At 64.1% G+C, this 17,370-nt stretch carries 23 protein-coding genes; 8 read left to right on the top strand and 15 right to left on the bottom strand.

Annotated elements, in window-relative coordinates:
* Positions 1–9: 9 nt before the first annotated feature.
* On the bottom strand, positions 10–792 hold the full coding sequence (gene fnr / locus QFZ91_RS06135) for a fumarate/nitrate reduction transcriptional regulator Fnr (protein WP_429566610.1): 783 nt from the start codon (positions 790–792) through the stop codon (positions 10–12).
* A gap of 16 nt (positions 793–808) precedes the next feature.
* Positions 809–1,216 (bottom strand): response regulator, encoded by a 408-nt coding sequence (locus tag QFZ91_RS06130; RefSeq protein ID WP_429566609.1) that lies wholly within the window; start codon positions 1,214–1,216, stop codon positions 809–811.
* A gap of 248 nt (positions 1,217–1,464) precedes the next feature.
* On the opposite strand from QFZ91_RS06130, the gene QFZ91_RS06125 reads away from it, so the two are divergent.
* Positions 1,465–1,926, top strand: a complete 462-nt coding sequence (locus QFZ91_RS06125; RefSeq protein ID WP_176121419.1) for a universal stress protein — start codon at positions 1,465–1,467, stop codon at positions 1,924–1,926.
* A gap of 43 nt (positions 1,927–1,969) precedes the next feature.
* On the opposite strand, the gene QFZ91_RS06120 is transcribed toward QFZ91_RS06125, so the two are convergent.
* Positions 1,970–2,473: a universal stress protein gene (locus QFZ91_RS06120; RefSeq protein WP_429566608.1), complete on the bottom strand. Its 504-nt coding sequence runs from the start codon at positions 2,471–2,473 to the stop codon at positions 1,970–1,972.
* Between the two features lie 23 nt (positions 2,474–2,496).
* Positions 2,497–3,336: a universal stress protein gene (locus QFZ91_RS06115; protein ID WP_429566607.1), complete on the bottom strand. Its 840-nt coding sequence runs from the start codon at positions 3,334–3,336 to the stop codon at positions 2,497–2,499.
* Between the two features lie 201 nt (positions 3,337–3,537).
* Between QFZ91_RS06115 and QFZ91_RS06110 the strand changes: the two genes are divergently transcribed.
* Positions 3,538–3,885, top strand: coding sequence for a polyketide synthase (locus QFZ91_RS06110; RefSeq protein ID WP_429566606.1), 348 nt, complete (start codon positions 3,538–3,540; stop codon positions 3,883–3,885).
* A 64-nt stretch (positions 3,886–3,949) separates the two neighbouring features.
* On the top strand, positions 3,950–4,696 hold the full coding sequence (gene phbB, locus QFZ91_RS06105; RefSeq protein ID WP_429566605.1) for an acetoacetyl-CoA reductase: 747 nt from the start codon (positions 3,950–3,952) through the stop codon (positions 4,694–4,696).
* An 8-nt stretch (positions 4,697–4,704) separates the two neighbouring features.
* On the opposite strand, the gene QFZ91_RS06100 is transcribed toward phbB, so the two are convergent.
* A complete protein-coding gene (locus tag QFZ91_RS06100) occupies positions 4,705–5,082 on the bottom strand; it encodes a type II toxin-antitoxin system VapC family toxin (RefSeq protein WP_429566604.1) in 378 nt (125 codons plus the stop codon).
* Positions 5,082–5,318 carry a type II toxin-antitoxin system Phd/YefM family antitoxin gene (locus QFZ91_RS06095; RefSeq protein ID WP_429566603.1) on the bottom strand — a complete coding sequence of 79 codons (237 nt, stop codon included), beginning with the start codon at positions 5,316–5,318 and terminating at the stop codon, positions 5,082–5,084. The genes QFZ91_RS06100 and QFZ91_RS06095 overlap by 1 nt, the downstream gene beginning before the upstream one ends.
* A 208-nt stretch (positions 5,319–5,526) precedes the next feature.
* Between QFZ91_RS06095 and QFZ91_RS06090 the strand changes: the two genes are divergently transcribed.
* Complete coding sequence (locus QFZ91_RS06090) at positions 5,527–5,841, top strand: hypothetical protein (RefSeq protein WP_176111440.1); 315 nt, start codon at positions 5,527–5,529, stop codon at positions 5,839–5,841.
* A 53-nt stretch (positions 5,842–5,894) separates the two neighbouring features.
* On the opposite strand, the gene phaZ is transcribed toward QFZ91_RS06090, so the two are convergent.
* Positions 5,895–7,193, bottom strand: a complete 1,299-nt coding sequence (phaZ, locus tag QFZ91_RS06085) for a polyhydroxyalkanoate depolymerase (RefSeq protein ID WP_429566602.1) — start codon at positions 7,191–7,193, stop codon at positions 5,895–5,897.
* Positions 7,194–7,553: 360 nt separating this feature from the next.
* On the opposite strand from phaZ, the gene QFZ91_RS06080 reads away from it, so the two are divergent.
* A complete protein-coding gene (locus QFZ91_RS06080) occupies positions 7,554–7,793 on the top strand; it encodes a hypothetical protein (RefSeq protein WP_429566601.1) in 240 nt (79 codons plus the stop codon).
* 40 nt (positions 7,794–7,833) lie between these two features.
* Here the strand turns inward: QFZ91_RS06080 and QFZ91_RS06075 are convergent, their stop codons facing one another.
* The 7 genes from QFZ91_RS06075 to QFZ91_RS06045 all read right to left on the bottom strand — a co-directional run bounded on the left by QFZ91_RS06075 (position 7,834) and on the right by QFZ91_RS06045 (position 14,175).
* Positions 7,834–8,832, bottom strand: a complete 999-nt coding sequence (locus QFZ91_RS06075; RefSeq protein ID WP_429566600.1) for a transketolase family protein — start codon at positions 8,830–8,832, stop codon at positions 7,834–7,836.
* Complete coding sequence (locus QFZ91_RS06070) at positions 8,829–9,674, bottom strand: transketolase (RefSeq protein ID WP_429566599.1); 846 nt, start codon at positions 9,672–9,674, stop codon at positions 8,829–8,831. The genes QFZ91_RS06075 and QFZ91_RS06070 overlap by 4 nt, the downstream gene beginning before the upstream one ends.
* A gap of 32 nt (positions 9,675–9,706) precedes the next feature.
* On the bottom strand, positions 9,707–11,032 hold the full coding sequence (locus QFZ91_RS06065) for an MFS transporter (protein WP_429566598.1): 1,326 nt from the start codon (positions 11,030–11,032) through the stop codon (positions 9,707–9,709).
* A gap of 110 nt (positions 11,033–11,142) precedes the next feature.
* Positions 11,143–11,892 (bottom strand): SDR family NAD(P)-dependent oxidoreductase, encoded by a 750-nt coding sequence (locus tag QFZ91_RS06060; protein ID WP_176378438.1) that lies wholly within the window; start codon positions 11,890–11,892, stop codon positions 11,143–11,145.
* Positions 11,893–12,056: 164 nt separating this feature from the next.
* Complete coding sequence (locus QFZ91_RS06055) at positions 12,057–12,950, bottom strand: LysR substrate-binding domain-containing protein (protein WP_429566597.1); 894 nt, start codon at positions 12,948–12,950, stop codon at positions 12,057–12,059.
* A 315-nt stretch (positions 12,951–13,265) separates the two neighbouring features.
* Positions 13,266–13,562, bottom strand: coding sequence for a hypothetical protein (locus QFZ91_RS06050; protein WP_368598007.1), 297 nt, complete (start codon positions 13,560–13,562; stop codon positions 13,266–13,268).
* A gap of 100 nt (positions 13,563–13,662) precedes the next feature.
* On the bottom strand, positions 13,663–14,175 hold the full coding sequence (locus QFZ91_RS06045) for a PRC-barrel domain-containing protein (RefSeq protein WP_429566596.1): 513 nt from the start codon (positions 14,173–14,175) through the stop codon (positions 13,663–13,665).
* Positions 14,176–14,304: 129 nt separating this feature from the next.
* On the opposite strand from QFZ91_RS06045, the gene QFZ91_RS06040 reads away from it, so the two are divergent.
* Complete coding sequence (locus tag QFZ91_RS06040) at positions 14,305–14,766, top strand: hypothetical protein (RefSeq protein ID WP_429566595.1); 462 nt, start codon at positions 14,305–14,307, stop codon at positions 14,764–14,766.
* Positions 14,767–14,786: 20 nt separating this feature from the next.
* Here the strand turns inward: QFZ91_RS06040 and QFZ91_RS06035 are convergent, their stop codons facing one another.
* Positions 14,787–15,290: a flavin reductase family protein gene (locus tag QFZ91_RS06035; RefSeq protein ID WP_429566594.1), complete on the bottom strand. Its 504-nt coding sequence runs from the start codon at positions 15,288–15,290 to the stop codon at positions 14,787–14,789.
* A 452-nt stretch (positions 15,291–15,742) separates the two neighbouring features.
* On the opposite strand from QFZ91_RS06035, the gene QFZ91_RS06030 reads away from it, so the two are divergent.
* Positions 15,743–16,162, top strand: a complete 420-nt coding sequence (locus QFZ91_RS06030; protein WP_429566593.1) for a TadE/TadG family type IV pilus assembly protein — start codon at positions 15,743–15,745, stop codon at positions 16,160–16,162.
* 10 nt (positions 16,163–16,172) lie between these two features.
* Positions 16,173–17,366 carry a pilus assembly protein TadG-related protein gene (locus QFZ91_RS06025; RefSeq protein WP_429566592.1) on the top strand — a complete coding sequence of 398 codons (1,194 nt, stop codon included), beginning with the start codon at positions 16,173–16,175 and terminating at the stop codon, positions 17,364–17,366.
* Positions 17,367–17,370: the final 4 nt, after the last annotated feature.

Genomic DNA, 17,370 nt, shown 5'->3' with positions numbered 1-17,370 from the left:
CGCCGGTGCTCAAACCCGAGCCAGTCGTTCCGGGTCTTCGATGCGGATCGTTTTGCCGTTCGCCTTGACGAGGTGCTCGCGCTGGAACTTTGAGAACATCCGGCTCACCGTTTCGAGCTTCATGCCCAGAAAGCAGCCGATTTCCTCGCGCGTCATGCGCAGATGAAACTCCGCCGCGGAAAAGCCGCGCGCCTTGAAGCGCTTCGATAGATTCAGGAGGAACGTCGCGACGCGCTGCTCGGCGGTCATCGTGCCGAGCAGCATCATCTGGCTCGATTCGCGCACGATCTCGCCGCTCATCATCTGATAGATGTGATGCTGCATCGGTTTGATCTCGCGACAGATCGCCTCGAGCTGCGCGAACGGAATGATGCACACGACGCTATCTTCGAGCGCAATCGCATCGCAATTCTGCTTGGCCTCGCCGATGCCGTCGAGGCCAAGCGAGTCGCCGGCAATCTGGAAGCCCGTAACGTGCTCGCGACCGTCGCGATGCATGACCACGGTTTTGAATGAGCCGGCGCGTATCGCGTAGATGCTTTGAAACTCGTCGCCCGCGCGATACAGCGCGTCGCCGCGTTTGATCGAGCGCGTCGAGCAGATCAACGCATCGAGCCGGCTCAGTTCGTCCGGTGTCAGCTCGGGCGGCATGCAGATCGCGCGCATCGCGCAGGTGGAGCAGCCCGTGACGGCGTGGCGTGCCGCCGCGGTGCTGGGCGCGACGTGGATCGGTACGACGTGCGAGGTGCGAGGCGCGTCGTGGCGCGGTTCACGGACTGCGGCAACTTGCATGATCGGCTCCTGGCGGTCAGACCCGGTGCGCACGACGCGCATAGGCAATCGCTTCGATGGCGCGGCAGGCGAGCTCGAACTCCGAGGTCTTGTCGAAGAAGAAGTCGGCGCCCGCCGCTTCGCACGCGCGGCGAAACGCCGTCGCGTCATGATTGGTCAGCACGATGCTGACGATGGACGGCCGCACCCGCGCTAGCGCAGCGAGCAGCAGGAGGTCGGTCTTGCCCGAGAAGCACGGGTCCAGCACCGCGACATCGGCGCGACTCGCGACGATGTCGTCGAACGCGTGCTCGACGCCCGCCGACTCGCCGGCGATTTCGATGCCGGGAATCAGCGCGATCAGGCAAGCAAGCCGGCGCCGGACCTCGACCGCATCGTCGACGAGGAAGATTCTCGATAAGGTGGCTGACGGGGCGGTGTCCATACCGACCAGTATTGGCGACCTAATCTTGGAAATATATCGGCAGCGCTTTAAGCGGTGCTAGGAGTTCAGGTAGTGGTTGTAGGATTATTCCTGGTGGGTTGCTGGCGATGTCGTCCAGCAGCGGCGGCACCGAGCGGCGGCCCGTTGACCTGCGTCAAGCCGAGTGGCGGGGCGCGCTTCACACTGTCGGTGCAAACGCGCGAGGGCACCACTTCGGGTCATGCCAGCGCTTTCAGAGGGAGTCCGACATGTATGCACGAATTCTGGTTGCACTCGACGACAGTCCCAGCGCGCAGCGCGCCTTCGCCGAGGCGCTGAAGCTCGCGAAGCTGACGGGCGCCACGCTCGAAGCCTGCTGCGTGGTGGGGCACGGCAAGTGGTCGGACAATGCCGACGTGGCTTTCGAGCCGGAACCGGCGGGCGCGGCGCAAGATTTCGCCAGCCGCGCGCTCGATGGCCCGCGCGAGCTGTTGCGCGAGGCGCAGGTGCCGGGCGGCGTGCGGGTGATCGACGCTTACGCCGAAAACGTGTCGGCGGTGCTCGCGCGCGTCGCCGACGAAATCCAGGCCGATCTGATCGTGATGGGCACGCATGGCCGCCGTGGCGTGCAGCGCTTTCTGCTCGGCAGCGTCGCGGAGTCGCTCGTGCGGTCGACCGACATACCGGTGCTGATCGTGCGGCATGACGAACAAGCCCACCCTCGGCCCTGAAGCGCCGCGCAGAGCCAGTTTCTAGCGGCTCAGGTGAGTTCGCTCAGGCGGGTCCGCTGTCGGCGCTGTCCGGGACTGGCTGGACGCGCGTCGCGCCGCTCGCCTGCGCGGGAATCATCAGCACCGGGCAACAGGCGCGGCGCAGCACGCGCTCGGCGACGCTGCCGAGCATCAGCCGTTGAAACCCGCGGCGGCCGTGCGTGCCCATCACGATCGCATCGGCGTGCCATTCGCGCGCCGTCTCGACGATGCGATGCGCGACGTCTTCGCCGGTGGTCGCGGCTTCGACGGTGCGGGCCGTGCCCTTGACCCCGCGTGCGCTCATCCGGCTCTGCGCGTCGGCCGCGATCCGCTTGCCTTCCTCGATGAACGCGTCCTCGATCGTGGAAGGGTCGAAGCCGGGCGCGTCGTAAGCGATGATGGGTACGTCGATCACGTACAGCGGCATCAGCTCGGCGCCCGATTCGGCGGCGAGGGTCAGCGCGGCGTCGAACGCGCGCGAGGCCGTGGCGCTGCCGTCGAGCGCGACGAGTAGGCGGTGAAACATGGCGGGCTCCTTAAGCGCGCACTTCAGTGCGACAACAGCACCGGCACGGTCATCGATTCGAGCATCGTGCGCGTCGCGCCGCCCAGCACGACTTCGTGCAGACGCGAATGCGCGTAGGCGCCCATCACGATCAGGTCGCAGCCGAGGTCGGCCGCCTGCGACAGCAGCGCGTCGCCGACCGGCGCGCGGTCCGCGACGCTCAGCTCGCGCACGTCGATCTTGACGCCGTGACGCGCGACGGTGAGTGCGATGTCGTCGCCGGCAGCCGTGCCCTGCGGCGGACGATCGGCCGACGAATGAACCGTCAGCAGCGTCACTTTGGCCGCGTGCGCGAGGAACGGCAGCGCGTCGTGGATCGCGCGGGTCGCTTCGCGGCTGCCGTCCCACGCGATCAGCGCGTGGCGGCCCGGCGCCGCGAAGGTGCCGCTCGACGGCACCAGCAACACCGGCCGCCCGGCCGACAGCACGATGTGCTCGACGAACTGTTCGGCGACGAACGCGTCCGGGTCGGTCGGGTCGGGCTGGCCGAGCACGATCAGATCGGCGACCCGCGCATAGGGCGGCACGACGTCGTTCGCGTAGCCGTTCGCGGCGATCCAATGGCCGTCGACGTTCGCCCGCACGAGTTCCGCGCGAAACAGCCGCTCCAGCGCGCTGGCACGCTCGTGGCGCAGGCGCTCGTGCTCGGCGTAGTAGTCGGCGGTGCCGGCCATTACGAAGAACGCGTGCCGCGGCGGCACGTACGTCGAAAACAGGCCGGTCAGCGTCGCATGAAAGCGGTGTGCGAGCTGCAATGCGATCTCGAGGCGCGGATGTGCACGAACGCTCGTATCGAGGTGAACGAGAATGCTTTTGTAGCTCATCGCCAAAGCTCCGTGACAGAACGTGGGAAACGGGCGCAAGCGGGCTCGCGCCCGTCGTCAAATGGAGTCTATGGGCCCGGCGGGCGAGGCTGTTGATGCAGATCAAGCGCGGGCCGTCGCGAGCTCGATACGGTGGCAGACGCGCTCGACGGTTTGCAACCGCGCCTGGCAATCCTATGCTGTCCTCTGGAGGGCAGCGATATGGCATCCGAACCCGACGCGCCGCTCGGACGCTTCGCTTTACCATGGACCTCGACGGCATCCGGACAGCCCGAAGGCTGGTTCGATTACGCGTCGGCGTATCAGACCGCGCAGCGCGCAGCGCGCGAGTACGCGGCGCGGAGCTTCGCCGACTGGAGCAAGTCGATCGCCTTCGCGGTACAGCGCGAGGCGGAGTGGCTCGACGAGGCGAACCGCGCTTGCGCCGCGTGGTCTGCGTGGTGGCAAGAGGCGTACGGCATCGCGCCGGGCGTCGCGCCGCTCGCGGGCGGCCTGAGCGCGTGGTGGTGGAGCTCGCAGAACGCGCTGCCGTTCGCGGGCGTCGTTTAGCCGCGCGGGCCGGCAAAGCCGGCGCGCGCACCGTCGATGGCAGACACGGCAAGGAGGAGTTCAGATGGGAACGGATCGCGTGGCATTGGTCACAGGCGGGATGGGCGGTTTGGGCGCGGCGGTCAGCCGGGCGCTTCATGACGCGGGCATGACGGTCGCGGTGACGCACTCGGCGCACAATGATCACGTGCCGACCTGGCTGGAGCACGAGCGCGACACGGGGCGCGACTTTCACGCATACGAAGCCGACATCGCCGACTTCGATTCCTGCGCGCGCTGCGCGCAACGCGTGCTGACCGAACTGGGCGCGGTCGACGTGCTGATCAACAACGCCGGCATCACGCAGGACACGAGCTTCGCGAAGATGAGCAAGGAGCACTGGGACGCCGTGCTGCGCACCGATCTCGATGGCCTGTTCAACATGACCAAGCCGCTGTTGCCCGGCATGCTCGAGCGGCGCCACGGCCGTATCGTCAACGTGGGGTCGGTCAACGGCTCGCGCGGCGCCTACGGGCAAACCAACTATTCATCGGCCAAAGCGGGCGTGCACGGCTTTACCAAGGCGCTTGCGCTCGAAACCGCGAAGCACGGCGTGACGGTGAATACGGTGTCGCCCGGTTACCTCGCGACCGCGATGGTCGAAGCGGTGCCGCGCGAGATTCTCGACACGAAGATCCTGCCGCAGATCCCGGTCGGCCGGCTCGGACGTCCGGACGAGGTGGCGGCGTTGATCGCGTTTCTATGCTCCGACGAAGCGGCTTTTATCACCGGTGCCGATATTGCGATCAATGGGGGGATGCATATGCATTGAGGAGTGTCCTAGACGGCGATAACCAGGTCTGTGTATTTCGACAGGTGGCCGTCTGAACTCAGCAAGCGCAACGGCTCCGAAAGAGCTTGTGCGACCAGAAGCCGATCAAATGGATCCTTGTGAATATCGGGCAAATCTCGAACCAGAGCGGTATGCACTGCCCGCACGGGCAATTCCAGAAAGCCGCTCGCTTCGATCTCGGAAACGAGGAGATTGACGTCCACCTCGAGCTTTCCAAGACCGGCTTTGATCGAGGCCTCCCAGATACTCGCGCTGCTGACGAAGACCTCGCTTGCATCGAGTATCAGCTTACGGGCAGCTTTGGTTAGCTTGCGATCGTCCGTGACTGCCCAGAGGAAAACGTGCGTATCGAGAAGGAGTCGCATCAACGGCCTTCGAATGCCGCGATAACGTCATCGGGCAAGGGTGTGTCGAAGTCGTCCGCAATGCGAACTTTCCCCTTCAGTCCACCAAACCGCCGAACGGGCTTGGCATATTCCATCGGTACGAGCCGCGCTGCCGGCTTGCCGGCCTTTGCGATCACGATCTCCTCACCGCTGGCCGCAGCATCGACGAGGCGCGAAAACTGGGTCTTTGCTTCGTGGATATTGACTGTCTGCATAACTGCTCCTAGTGGGCTAAGTCCATGTTAGTCCGGTCCGGTATGGCAGTCACGTGACTATCACTAGTTGCTTGCCACACTGCCTTCACCGCGCTTGACCCACGTCAATGACCGCCACTCCGACAGGAACAAGATAAGCCCATAGCGAGCGCCTGGACTTGCATCTGCGTGGAACAGGTCCGTTCGACACTGGCAACGGGAGGCGAACATGGGCATTGACATGCAGATCGTCTACCTTGGCTTTGCGGGTGCCGCACCGCTCGAAGCGGAAGCAGGTGCGCAGCTGGTGCGTCTCGCGCGGTTTGGCGCGCTCGTGTCGCACTGCCATCTCGCCATCGAGGCATTGCGCCCGGGATCGGCGCGTCCGCTGTATGACGTGCGGCTCGATCTCGTCACGCCCGCGCGCGAACTCAAGCCCATCGCGCACTGCGCTGACGACGACGCCAAAGCGGCGATCCGCCGCGCGTTCGATGTGGCGGAACTGGCCCTCGAAGCCGCGATCGGCATGGAGCGCGGGAACTGAGTAAACTGGCGTCGTCACGTGATGCGCGGACTGCCGGCGTTGTCGCGGCCACCTCACGCCGATCTGCGGTCTGCCGAACCCCTGGGCGCGCGGCGCGGCTGGCAAACCTCCGACGCAGCCTGTTCGACATCGCGCCAGAATTCGCAGAGGCCCGGACAAACCGCATCGCGCCAACGCGGGCCGATGAACAGATCGTAGTGATTGCACTGCTCGATGGTGAGCTGCCGCGCGGGCGGCATCGGCGATGTATCGCACAGCGCATGCGCGCAATGCGTTTGCGCCGTGCCGGTGATCTCGTCGCTGTCGCCCTCGATCGTGCACAGCGGGGTATCGCGCAGCGCGGCGATCTGCACCCGGCGCCCGGCGACCGACCATAAATCACGCGGCAAAAGATGTTCGTGAAACACCACGCGAAGCATGTCGAGGAAGTAGCGCTCCGTCATATCCAGGACCGCCGCATACTCGTTGGCCGAGCGCAGCGCCCGCTGCGCACCGGGCATGTCGCCGGCGAGCCAGCGGGACCAGTAGTCCGCTTCGAGCCGCAACTGCCGCTCCGGATGCGCGGCAAAAATCGCGGCCTGCTGGATGAATCCCGGATACACGAGACGTCCCGCGCCGCGATAGGGCGGTGGAACGATATCGATCGCATGATCGTGGAACCACTCGAGCGTATGCGAACTCGCGAAGCGGTCCGTGACGGTCGGGTTCAAACGGGTATCGATCGGGCCACCCAGCAGCGAGATGCTCGCAAGCGGGGCGGCCTCGTCCACGGCGAGCAGCGCCGCGGCGCCGAGCGCGGGCACGCTCGCCTGACAGATTGCGACCACATGAACCGGCGAGCCGAACGTGCGGGCGGTGCCGATGAAGCTGTCGAGCGCCTGCACGTAGTCGTCGAGCGATAGCGGGCCCGCTTCGAGCGGAACGTCGCGCGCATCGGTCCAATCGGTCACGAATACGTCACGTTCTTCGAGCAGCGTCTCGACGGTCTCGCGCAGCATCACCGAGTGATGTCCGGCGAGTGGCGCGCACAACAGCACTGGCGGTTTGGTGTCGGTAGGTGGTGTAGGCAGGTTGCGCTTGAATCTGAGCAGCGCGCCGAGTGGCAACGAGGCGACGACGTTTTCGTCGACGCTCACGCGGCGACCGTCGACGGCAACCGAGTGGATCGCGAATGGCGGCGTTCGCTCGAAAGCGCAGGTCGATCTCAGCAGCCAGTGGCTGAACGCGTCGGCCGCATGATTCGGGCTGAGCCAGCCCGTTTGCGCGCTCGGCATCGACCCAGATTCGGTTAGAACTCCCCCCACCATCGCGCGAGCGAGGCGTTGCTGTGCGTCGATAAAGGCGTACCACATGATGAACCCCGGCATTCGTCGATCATGAGGGCAGCGTTGCCGCACCGGCACGAACTCGTGACGCGGGTACGTCGCAAAAGCTTACCGCGAAACCTCGGCGCGAGGGGCCTGAAATCGATGCGAGCGCGGTGCATGCCGGCGCCTCAGCATCTCGCATGCACGGGTCGTTGCGCGTTTTCCCGGCAGGGTTTTCACGCGATTTCGCGTGAGTCTGAAGCGAAGCTGAAGGCGTCGGGCGAGCGATCGGCGTCGAGCGTGACGCACGGTTCGCGTCGACGCTTGACCTGGATCAACGAGACGGGCGTTGCACGGACCTACGCTGACGGTGGTAGCCGCTCGCAACAACCCGAGGAGCATTCGATGGCTATATCAGCAAACGCACAGCAAGGAACCTGGTCCGTGAATGTCCATACGGAGGAGGCGGCAGAAGGCGGATTTCAGGCGACGATCCATGTCAAACATGTGTCGCCCGAAGGTGACTTCGAACGCACCTTTCAGCAATCGCAGGTGTTCGCCGTGGAAAGAGAAGCGGTACTCGAAGGACTGCGCGAAGGCATGACATGGATCGCGCTGAAGACGACGCGGACCATCGGGGTGTAAAGCCGATGAGGCCCGCGCGGTGTCATGACAACGTGCGACGTCAATCGAGCCACGTTTTGATCGACGTAGCCATCGCATTAGTCGAGATGCCATAGCGATGGTGCAGCGTCGGCAGCGCACCAGCGGCGAGGAACTCGTCGGGCAGCGCGATTTGCCGGAACGGCGGCGCAACTCCAGCGCTGAGCAGCGTGCGCGCCACGGCTTCGCCGAGTCCGCCGATCACCGTATGGTTCTCCGCGACGATCACCATGCGGCCCGTGCGCTTCGCTTCGCGCAGGATCGTCGCGGTGTCGAGCGGCTTGATGGTCGGCACGTGCAGCACCGCCACGCCGACGTTGTCTGCCTCCAGTGCCTTCGCGACTTCGAGCGAGCGCATCGTCATGATCCCCGACGAGATCAGCAGCACGTCGTTGCCGTCGCGCAGCAGCTTCGCCTTGCCCAATTCGAAGCGATAGTCGTATTCGTCGAGCACGGCGGGCACGTTGCCGCGCAACAGGCGTGCATAGACCGGCCCTTCGTGTGCGGCAATGGCCGGCACCATCTGCTCGATATCGAGCGCGTCGCACGGATCGATCACCGTCATGTTCGGCATCGCGCGCATCAGCGCGAGATCTTCGGCCGCCTGGTGACTCGGGCCGTAGCCGGTCGTCAGGCCCGGCAACGCACAGACGATCTTCACGTCGAGATTGTCTTCGGCGATCGTTTGATGAATGAAGTCGTACGCGCGGCGCGTTCCGAACACCGCGTAGGTCGTGACGAACGGCTGCGCGCCTTCGTGCGCGAAGCCGGCGGCCGCGCCCATCAGCAGTTGCTCTGCCATGCCCATCTGGTAGTAGCGGTCCGGAAATTCCTTCGCGAAGATATGCAGGTCGGTGTACTTGCCGAGGTCGGCTGTCATGCCGATCACGCTCGCCTTGGTGCGTGCCAGTTCGACCAGCGCGTGACCGAACGGCGCCGAACGCGTGACCTGTCCTTCGGCGGCAATCGACGCGATCATCGCCGAGGTTTTAAGGCGCGGCTTATTTGCAACGGTACTCATGCTTGTCTCCCGGCTTCGAGCGCTTCGAGCGCGAGTTGCCATTCGTGTGCATCGACGCGGATGAAGTGATTCTTCTCGCGCGCTTCGAGGAACGGCACGCCACAGCCCATCTTCGTATCGCAGACGATGATGCGCGGTTGCGGCTTGTCGTGATGGCGCGCGTTATCGAAGGCGCGCTTCACCGCGTCGATGTCGTTGCCGTCCAGGCGCTGCGTGTACCAGCCGAACGCTTCGAGCTTGTCGACGAGCGGCTCGAACGCCATGATCTGCGTTGATGGACCATCGGCCTGCTGGTTGTTTACGTCGACGATCGCGATCAGGTTGTCGAGCTTCCAGTGCGCGGCCGACATCAGGCCTTCCCAGACCGCGCCTTCGTCGAGCTCGCCGTCGGAGAACAGCGTGTAGACGAAGGGGTCAGACGCTTTGCGCTTCAATCCGAGGCAGCGGCCGACGGCGATCGTCAGCCCCTGGCCGAGCGAGCCGCCCGACATCTCCATGCCGGGCGTGTAGCTCGCCATGCCGGACATCGGCAGACGGCTGTCGTCGCTGCCGTAGGTTTCGAGTTCATCGGCGGGCAGGATGCCGGCTTCGAACAGCGCCGCGTATAAAGCAATCGCGTAGTGGCCATTCGACAGCAGGAAGCGGTCGCGGCCTTCCCATTCGGGGTCTTCGGCGCGGTAACGCATCGCGCCGAAGTAGGCGACGGCCAGCACGTCGGCGATGTCGAGCGCCTGGCCGACATAGCCCTGGCCCTGTACTTCGCCCATCAGCAACGCGTTGCGGCGAATGCGGTACGCACGCTCGGCGAGCGTGACCGACTCGGTGATGGTCTCAGTGTCCATCGGTAGCTCCTGTAGCAGGTCGAGAGAGAGGTTCATCGGTTCACGGATCGCGCGGGCACCAGAAAGACCAGCAAGGCGCCCAGCGTCACCGCGGCGGAAATGAAGATCAGCCCGGCGGTGGACTTGCCGGTCAGATCGTTGAGCCAGCCGACGATCGCCGGAGAGAAGAAGCCCGCCAGATTCGCGAAGCAGTTCACCGCGGCGATACCGGCCGCCGCGGACATGCCGCCGAGCAGCGCGGTCGGCAGCGACCAGAACTGCGACGACGAAGCGAGAATGCCTGCCGACGCGACGCTCAGACACACGATCGACGCGCCGACGCTGCCAAGCAGCGGCAACGTCGCGAAGCCGGCGGCGGCGACCAGCATCGGAATCGCCAGGTGAAAGCGGCGCTCGCGGCGACGATCTGCGCTCATGCCGATCAGCGGCAATGCGACGATCGCGCACAGATACGGAATCGCGGTGAACAGGCCAACCCACAACGGATCGGCGACGCCGGCCTTGCGGATGATCGTGGGCAGCCAGAAGGTCAGGCCATACTGGCCTAGCACCACGCAGAAGTAGATCGCGGCCATCAGCCACAGGCGCCGGTCGCCGATGAAGTCGCGAATCGACACGTGCGTGACCGTCTGTTGCGCATCGTTCGCGACGTTGCGTGCGAGCAGCGTTTTCTCCGCATCGTTCAACCACTTCGCTTTGGCGATGCCGTCGTCGAGATACAGCAGAATCGCGATGCCGAGCACGAGCGACGGCAGCGCTTCGAGCAGGAACAGCCATTTCCAGCCCGACATCGACAGCGCGCCGTGCAGCGAATGCATGATCGCGCCGGACAGCGGTCCACCGATGATGCCCGCGAGCGGAATCGCCATGAAGAACAGCGACAACGCTTTGGCGCGGCGCTGCGCCGGGAACCAGTAGGTCAGGTAAAGGATCACGCCGGGCGCAAAGCCGGCCTCGGCCACGCCGAGCAGAAACCGCAGCACATAGAACGCGGTAGGTGTTCTGACGAACACGAAGCTCGCGGAGATGACGGCCCACGTCAGCATGATGCGCGCAAGCCAGCGGCGCGCGCCGACGCGATGAAGAATGACGTTGCTCGGCACCTCGAACAGGAAGTAGCCGAGAAAGAAGATGCCGGCGCCCATCCCGTACACCGTTTCGCTGAATTGCAGATCGTTGAGCATCTGCAGCTTCGCGAAGCCGACGTTCACGCGGTCCAGATACGCGCCGAGATAGCACAGCATCAGGAATGGAATCAGCCGCCGGGCGACTTTCGCATAGGTCCGCGCTTCGAACGTGAGTTCGTCGTTCCGCGGCAGCACGTCGCCGGCAACGGTCGCGGTGTATTTCGCTTTCATCGATGTCTCCTGTGTGCGCCACGGCAGGCGCTGCTGCGCGTGCCCGCGGCCACGTGCCCCGGATAGTGTCCCGGGTGCGTTGCATGCGCCGTCTGGCGGCGCGCGGTGTTTCAGTGAATCAGCATGCCGCCGTTGACGTCGAGCGTGATCCCCGTCAGGTAGCTCGACAGGTCGCTCAGCAGAAACAGGCAGGCGTTCGCGACGTCCGCGGCGTCACCGAGCCGGCCGAGCGGAATGCCTTTGATGATGTCCTCGCGCATCGCGGGCGTCAGTTTGTCGCCCGTGATATCTGTATGGATGAGGCCCGGCGTGATCGAGTTCACGCGGATATGGTTCGCGCCGAATTCACGCGCCATCGCCTTGGCGAGACCGAGCACGCCCGCTTTCGCGGCGCTGTAGTGCGGGCCGCCGAAGATGCCGCCGCCGCGCTGCGCCGAGACCGACGACATGCAGACGATGCTGCCGCCGTTCTGTTCCTTCATCGCCGGGAGTACCGCTTGCGACATGTACAGCGTGCCGCGTAGATTGACGTCGACGATCGCGTCGAAGTCCTTGCCGCCGATCTCGAGCGTGCGCACCGGCTGCGTGATGCCCGCGTTGTTGACGAGACCGTCGATGCGCCCAAAGCGCTGCAGCGTCTCGCGCGCGGCCGCGATGCAGGCGTCCTTGTCGGTTACGTCGCAAGCCAGGCCGAGATGCTTCGCGCCGAGCTCGGCGGCCGCGCTTTGCGCATCTTCGCGGCGCAGATCGAGGATCACGACGCATGCGCCTTGCGCGGCCAGCGCGCGCGCCGTGGCCTTGCCGATGCCTCGCGGCGACGCCGCACCCGTCACGATGATGGTCCGGTTCTCGAGCAACATGGTTTGTCTCCTGGGTGTTGACTGGTGCCCAGAGTGTCGGCTCGCGAGGCGCCCGCATCAACGCGGAAACGTTCAGCAATAGCTGAGAAAAATTCAGATGACGGATGGAGCGCACGCGCGGCGCTGTGCCACGCGTGCAGCCGGACGCGAACGAAAACGCGGATTCAGCCCCGCAAGTCGGCGGCCGCTTCGCGCTCGATCCACGCAAGGAAGCGCTCGACGCGCGGCAGGTCCGCGTTCTGCGCCGGATAGACGAGATGGTGGGCACCGACTTCGACCGCGAAGCTGGCGTCGAACACGGGCGCGAGCAGGCCTTCGCGTATCTTCACCGATGCGAGCATCAGGCTTTCGAGCGCGATGCCGAGCCCGAGTGCCGCGGTTTCGAGCGACATGTACGAGCGGTCGAACGAAAAATCGAAGGTCTTGTGCGCGGCGGAGACACCGGTCCTGCCGAACCACTGTTTCCACTGCACGAGCGGCGACTCCGAATAAATCAGCCGATGCGACAGCATGTCTTCCGGCGTCTTCACCGGATGTTGCGCGAGGTACTTCGGCGACGCGAGCGGCGCGATGAACTCGCCGCGCACCGTTTTGACTTCGACGTTGGCCCAGTTGCCGTAGCCGTGGCGCACGTCGATGTCGTAGAAGCCGTTCGAGAACGACACGTTTTCGTATGAGCAGGCGACGTTCAGCTGGATGTCGTCGTTCGCTTCCTGGAACGACGACAGTCGCGGCAGCAGCCACATCAGGCCGAAGCTCGGGCTCGAATGCACGCGCAGGATCTCGACGTCGGTACGGCTCGACGCGCGTTCGGTCGCGCGGCTCAGGTCCGCGAGCGAGCCCGTTACGTCGGCCAGATAACGCTCGCCGGTCGGCGTCAGCACGAGTCCGCGGCCGGAGCGCTGGAACAGCGCCTGCCCGATGATCGATTCGAGGTTGCTCAGCTGATGACTCACCGCCGACGCGGTCAGGCCAAGTTCGTCGGCCGCGCGATTTACGCTTTTCGTGCGGGCAACGCTTTCGAACGCGATGATCGCCTTCAGCGGTGGGATGCGCATAGTGAAATTTTTTTTCAGTTGCAGTGGAAGGAAACCGCCTTGTTCGCGAGTGATGCGCGCTGCCATTCTGCCCGTAAGCCGCACCGATACCGATATGGCGCAGTGCACCACTGCGCAGGAGACAGACTGCCGCGCATTATCCGTTTTTTCGCCGCACGCGATCTGCGCGGCGTTCGCGCTAGTCAAGCGAGCTTCGCTCGACATCCGTCATCGCCTATTGTGCCGCCTGACGGCATGCGCAAGCTTCGCGGTTATGCGCAGCTCAAACGCTGTGACTTGATCGCCGCCCGGCGATGAGCGTGCGAATGCGGTGCTTCAACGCGTCGCCGCTTCGTCTTCCGTCTCGCTCGCCTCGCGCGTCGAATTCGTCGCCGGTGCTTGCTGATTCACGTCGTCGACGACCTCTGGTTGCTTGCGCTCCAGCAAGCCGGCGACCGGATGCCCGCTCTGCCACCGGCCGGAACGCCCCGCATACGCGCAACAAGCGCCGACTACGAATGCGCCCAGCGCGGGCAGCGGAAGCGCAAGGCTGAGAAACACCGAACCCGTGCCGATCGCCACCCACGCGACGAAGGATATGTTCTTTCGATTGATTAGTGCGCGTCGGCTCATCGCCGTTTCTCCTTTGCCGCGCGCCGCGCCTCGTGTGCTCGTCGCAAGACGGTGGCGTGCGTGAGATAGCGATGCTGGAGCGCCGGGACGAGGGTCTTCTTCAGATCCCGGTGGTCGGATCGATACGTGCGGCGGGATCGCTTTCGACGACACCGCGTGTGGCTTCCCAGTACGGTTCGCGATGATAGAACTGGTGGACCGACGCGCCCCATGCGCGATCGGCCATCGCCGGCCAATGGTCCTTGTCGAAGCCCGGCGAGCTTTTCACTTGCTCCGCCGTGGCGTCCAGGCGGAAGCACTTGCGGTCCGTGTCGAGCGTCAGCGCGCGCCAGGGGATCGCGTGCAAGGTGCCGCCGATGCCGAGAATCGCGCCCTCCGTCAGAACCGCATACGCGATGCGGCCGCTGCGCACGTCGAGCATGATGTCGGAAATCTTGCCGAGGTCCTGGCCGTCGGAAGACATTACCTTGTTGCCGTCGAGCGTGGCGGCGGCCATTACCTCGGGTCCGGGACCATCGCCAGCGCCGGCGCCGGCGCCGGTGATACGTGCGCCGGTGGCCGGCTGTGCGGGAGTCGAGGGGGCGTTCGGGTCGAGAGGGTCGGGCAGGTCCATGTCGAAACTCCTGATTTCCACGGAATATCTGCACTCCGCAAGGCGCGTACCTGATGCAAGATTCGACGACTAGAATAAAACCATGCCGTGTCGAGACGGCTGCGCTGCGCCCGCAGAGGGGGAGCGATCATGCGTTGTGGAATCGTTGGTCTATGCACTGGCGTGGCGGGCGCGTTTGCGCTGTGTGGCTGCGTCTATTACGGTCCCTATTCGTACTATCCGGGAGCGGGTGGCTACTACGCCTGCACCAGCGGGGCGGCCACTGCCGCCACGGAATCATCGACCGGGAACGCGCCTACTGCGGCAAGCGGGACAGCCGGCGCGAATCCGGCGCCAAACGATTTGCCGTTGTCGGGACAGGATTGCACCTATGTCGCGGTTCCTGCGCCTGCTTATTACGGCTATCCCGGCTATTACGGCTATCCGGGCTATTACGGGTATCCCTACGGCTACCCATACGGTTATCCATGGGCTGGCTACTACGGATGGTGGGGACCGTCAGTGGTGATCGGAGGCTACTGGGGCGGTGGCTATCATCATGGCGGCTACTACGGCCACTGGCACGGCGGACATGGCGGGCACTGGCATTGAGCAGCCAGCACGCCACCCAACTACGAAAACGTCCCGGGATAAAGGTCCTCGCTCATGTCGAGATTGCCGGTCTGCGCATAAATCAGCGGTTTTCCGCCCGCGCCGGCTAGCGCGCCATCGACGACACGCCCGATCACCACCCGATGATCTCCCGCCGCGATGTCATCGACCACCCGGCACTCGAAATGCGCGAGCGCATCGACCAATAGCGGCGCGCCGGTCACGCCGGTACGCCAGCGAGTCGTCGCGAGCTTGTCGACGTTGCGGCCCGACTGCGTGCCGAAGTGCTCGGCGAGCTTCTGTTGATCCGCGCGCAGCACGCTGATCGCAAACACCGCGCCGCTGCGCAGCAGTTCGTACGACTGATGCTCGGGACTGATGCCGAGCGCGACGAGCAATGGTGCAAACGAAACCTGCATCACCGAGCTTGCGGTGAACGCATTGCGGCGCTCGCCGTCCGCTACGCCGATCACATATACGCCTGAGGTCAGATGCCGGAAAAGCTGCGCGATCCTGTTGCTCATAGGGGATGAACCATTCCAATGTGTTGTCGTCGATCGCCGCTTTGCCGCTATTGCAGAAGAATTGTGCGGCAGCGCGCAGAATTTCCCGCTTTGGCTCGTATGCTCTGAAGCTATAAACGGAAGCCAAAATGACAACCAGATGGCTTCCCGAGGCCCTTCGCATTCGGCAATCACATGCGGAGTGTGGCACTCATCGTCGGGGGACATCATGAGAAATCAAGCGAAGAGCACCGTCGCGAATCCATCATATTTCAAACGTGCCACGTCATCGATGTTACCTCGATATGTGCTGGCTCGTTGCCGTTCAGTCACCCCAACTTCGATTTCCTGGCGCTAGCCGCGCCGTTGTGAAATACAAGATCGCGTCCACCGAATCAGCGTCCGGCGCAGAGCGCAAGCCTTAGCGAACAGGATGCGGTCGGCGAATGTTGCGTGACCGCCTACGGAGTCAAATGATGAGCCTGAAAAAAAAGCAAAAAGGTGTAGTGGCCGTCGAAACCGCGCTCGTACTTCCGCTTCTGTTGCTGATTGTGTTCGGAATCGTCGAGTTCGGCCTGGCTCTGTACGACCAGGCTGTCATCACCAACGCCGCCAGGGAGGGCGCGCGGGCGGGCATCGTGCTAACGAGTCCCAGACCCACGACCACGGACATTACGAGCGTCGTGACCGGCTATACGTCCTCGTACCTGATTTCGTTTGCGGCGAAAAACCCCGCGCCGTCGGTCTCGGTGACCAACGCAGGCGGGTCGTTCGGCACCGCGTTGGCGGTCAAGGTCTCGTACACGTTCACGGGGTTGTTGCTCGGCCCCCTGATGAACCCGTTGACTGGGCCGATCACGTTGAGCTCCACGGCCACGATGAATAACGAATAAGAAGAACATCATGCGTAACGTCCATACCCTGCGTACTCAGCGCCGCGTCAAATCGATGAAGAAGCAGAAGGGCGCGGTGGCCATCATGGTCGCGCTGCTGCTGCTTATGCTCCTAAGCTTCGCGGCGCTCGCGATCGACATTGGCAACCTGATGGTGGCCCGCACTCAGGCACAGACTGCCGCGGACGCCGCTGCGCTTGCAGGGGCACAGTGCCTGTATGCCCAAGCCAGCAACGCTAGCTGCAACAACGCGAGCGCCGCCAATCCGGATTGGAACGACTCGCAGACCGTGGCTGTTTCGTTCGGGCCGAAGAACAACGTGCAGGGGGCGGCCGTGCAATTGCATACGTCGGATGTCACCACGGGCTATGTGAATGTGACCAATGTTGCGGCTGGTGTATCCCAGGCCACCGTGCCGGTAGCAAGCGGAAAGATCGTGCCTGCGGTCCAGGTGACGGTGCACAAGGATGGGACCGACTCCAACGGGAGCGTCCCGCTGTATCTGGCGCAAGTGCTGAACATCGCGTCGCTGAAGACGAGTGCGACGGCGACCGCGGTCGTGGCTAGTCCGGGAACCGCTGAAGTTGGGGCACTGTTCCCGATCGTGATGTCGCAATGCCTGTACAACTCCTACTGGAATTCGGCGACCAGCTCCCCCAAGCTTGCTACCAGTACAACCGACCCCCAAGCAGCTCCGGGCACCACCTCGCCGATTGCGCAGACGATCGGCCAACCGTACATCTTCGGGATCAGAGCGTCGTACCAGCCCAACAGCAATTGCAACGCTGGGCAATGGACGTCCCTCTCCTCTGCTAATAGCCAGCTCGGTTCCGACGTCATAGTCGGGTTGATGACGAGCGGAAACGCGAGTCCGATGTCTATCGGCCAACCGATCTATCTCGAAACGGGCCTGAATAGCAATGCGTTCCATAACGTTGCAACGTGTAGTCAGGTCCCGGCGGGTTCGGCGGGTAGTTGTGCCTGGGTGACGGTAGCCGTGGTGAGTGACGTCACGGGGGAGCAAGGGACTACCCCGCCGATCGTCGCATTCGGGTGCCTGCACATTCTGAAGGAGACAGGCAGCGGCACCAACGCACTGATCACCGTCCAGATGGGCAACGATCCGAACTACTGCAAAAACAGCCAGATGGACGGCATCGGCCCCAACTATGGGACGATCATGATGCCCCGGTTGGTTCAGTAACATT

Origin of the sequence: Paraburkholderia sp. JPY419, assembly GCF_050435705.1 — a bacterium.
Classification (GTDB): domain Bacteria; phylum Pseudomonadota; class Gammaproteobacteria; order Burkholderiales; family Burkholderiaceae; genus Paraburkholderia; species Paraburkholderia youngii.
This window is presented reverse-complemented; position numbering and strand designations above follow the sequence as displayed.

What these genes read in the sequence shown, in the direction of transcription:
- QFZ91_RS06050 (WP_368598007.1), bottom strand. Translation starts at nt 13,562, where the DNA reads ATGAGCCGACGCGCACTAATCAATCGAAAGAACATATCCTTCGTCGCG.
- QFZ91_RS06075 (WP_429566600.1), bottom strand. Translation starts at nt 8,832, where the DNA reads ATGAGTACCGTTGCAAATAAGCCGCGCCTTAAAACCTCGGCGATGATC.
- QFZ91_RS06065 (WP_429566598.1), bottom strand. Translation starts at nt 11,032, where the DNA reads ATGAAAGCGAAATACACCGCGACCGTTGCCGGCGACGTGCTGCCGCGG.
- QFZ91_RS06070 (WP_429566599.1), bottom strand. Translation starts at nt 9,674, where the DNA reads ATGGACACTGAGACCATCACCGAGTCGGTCACGCTCGCCGAGCGTGCG.
- phbB (WP_429566605.1), top strand. Translation starts at nt 3,950, where the DNA reads ATGGGAACGGATCGCGTGGCATTGGTCACAGGCGGGATGGGCGGTTTG.
- QFZ91_RS06025 (WP_429566592.1), top strand. Translation starts at nt 16,173, where the DNA reads ATGCGTAACGTCCATACCCTGCGTACTCAGCGCCGCGTCAAATCGATG.
- fnr (WP_429566610.1), bottom strand. Translation starts at nt 792, where the DNA reads ATGCAAGTTGCCGCAGTCCGTGAACCGCGCCACGACGCGCCTCGCACC.
- phaZ (WP_429566602.1), bottom strand. Translation starts at nt 7,193, where the DNA reads ATGTGGTACGCCTTTATCGACGCACAGCAACGCCTCGCTCGCGCGATG.
- QFZ91_RS06095 (WP_429566603.1), bottom strand. Translation starts at nt 5,318, where the DNA reads ATGCAGACAGTCAATATCCACGAAGCAAAGACCCAGTTTTCGCGCCTC.
- QFZ91_RS06030 (WP_429566593.1), top strand. Translation starts at nt 15,743, where the DNA reads ATGATGAGCCTGAAAAAAAAGCAAAAAGGTGTAGTGGCCGTCGAAACC.
- QFZ91_RS06040 (WP_429566595.1), top strand. Translation starts at nt 14,305, where the DNA reads ATGCGTTGTGGAATCGTTGGTCTATGCACTGGCGTGGCGGGCGCGTTT.
- QFZ91_RS06090 (WP_176111440.1), top strand. Translation starts at nt 5,527, where the DNA reads ATGGGCATTGACATGCAGATCGTCTACCTTGGCTTTGCGGGTGCCGCA.
- QFZ91_RS06115 (WP_429566607.1), bottom strand. Translation starts at nt 3,336, where the DNA reads ATGAGCTACAAAAGCATTCTCGTTCACCTCGATACGAGCGTTCGTGCA.
- QFZ91_RS06130 (WP_429566609.1), bottom strand. Translation starts at nt 1,216, where the DNA reads ATGGACACCGCCCCGTCAGCCACCTTATCGAGAATCTTCCTCGTCGAC.
- QFZ91_RS06125 (WP_176121419.1), top strand. Translation starts at nt 1,465, where the DNA reads ATGTATGCACGAATTCTGGTTGCACTCGACGACAGTCCCAGCGCGCAG.
- QFZ91_RS06100 (WP_429566604.1), bottom strand. Translation starts at nt 5,082, where the DNA reads ATGCGACTCCTTCTCGATACGCACGTTTTCCTCTGGGCAGTCACGGAC.
- QFZ91_RS06080 (WP_429566601.1), top strand. Translation starts at nt 7,554, where the DNA reads ATGGCTATATCAGCAAACGCACAGCAAGGAACCTGGTCCGTGAATGTC.
- QFZ91_RS06120 (WP_429566608.1), bottom strand. Translation starts at nt 2,473, where the DNA reads ATGTTTCACCGCCTACTCGTCGCGCTCGACGGCAGCGCCACGGCCTCG.
- QFZ91_RS06055 (WP_429566597.1), bottom strand. Translation starts at nt 12,950, where the DNA reads ATGCGCATCCCACCGCTGAAGGCGATCATCGCGTTCGAAAGCGTTGCC.
- QFZ91_RS06110 (WP_429566606.1), top strand. Translation starts at nt 3,538, where the DNA reads ATGGCATCCGAACCCGACGCGCCGCTCGGACGCTTCGCTTTACCATGG.
- QFZ91_RS06035 (WP_429566594.1), bottom strand. Translation starts at nt 15,290, where the DNA reads ATGAGCAACAGGATCGCGCAGCTTTTCCGGCATCTGACCTCAGGCGTA.
- QFZ91_RS06060 (WP_176378438.1), bottom strand. Translation starts at nt 11,892, where the DNA reads ATGTTGCTCGAGAACCGGACCATCATCGTGACGGGTGCGGCGTCGCCG.
- QFZ91_RS06045 (WP_429566596.1), bottom strand. Translation starts at nt 14,175, where the DNA reads ATGGACCTGCCCGACCCTCTCGACCCGAACGCCCCCTCGACTCCCGCA.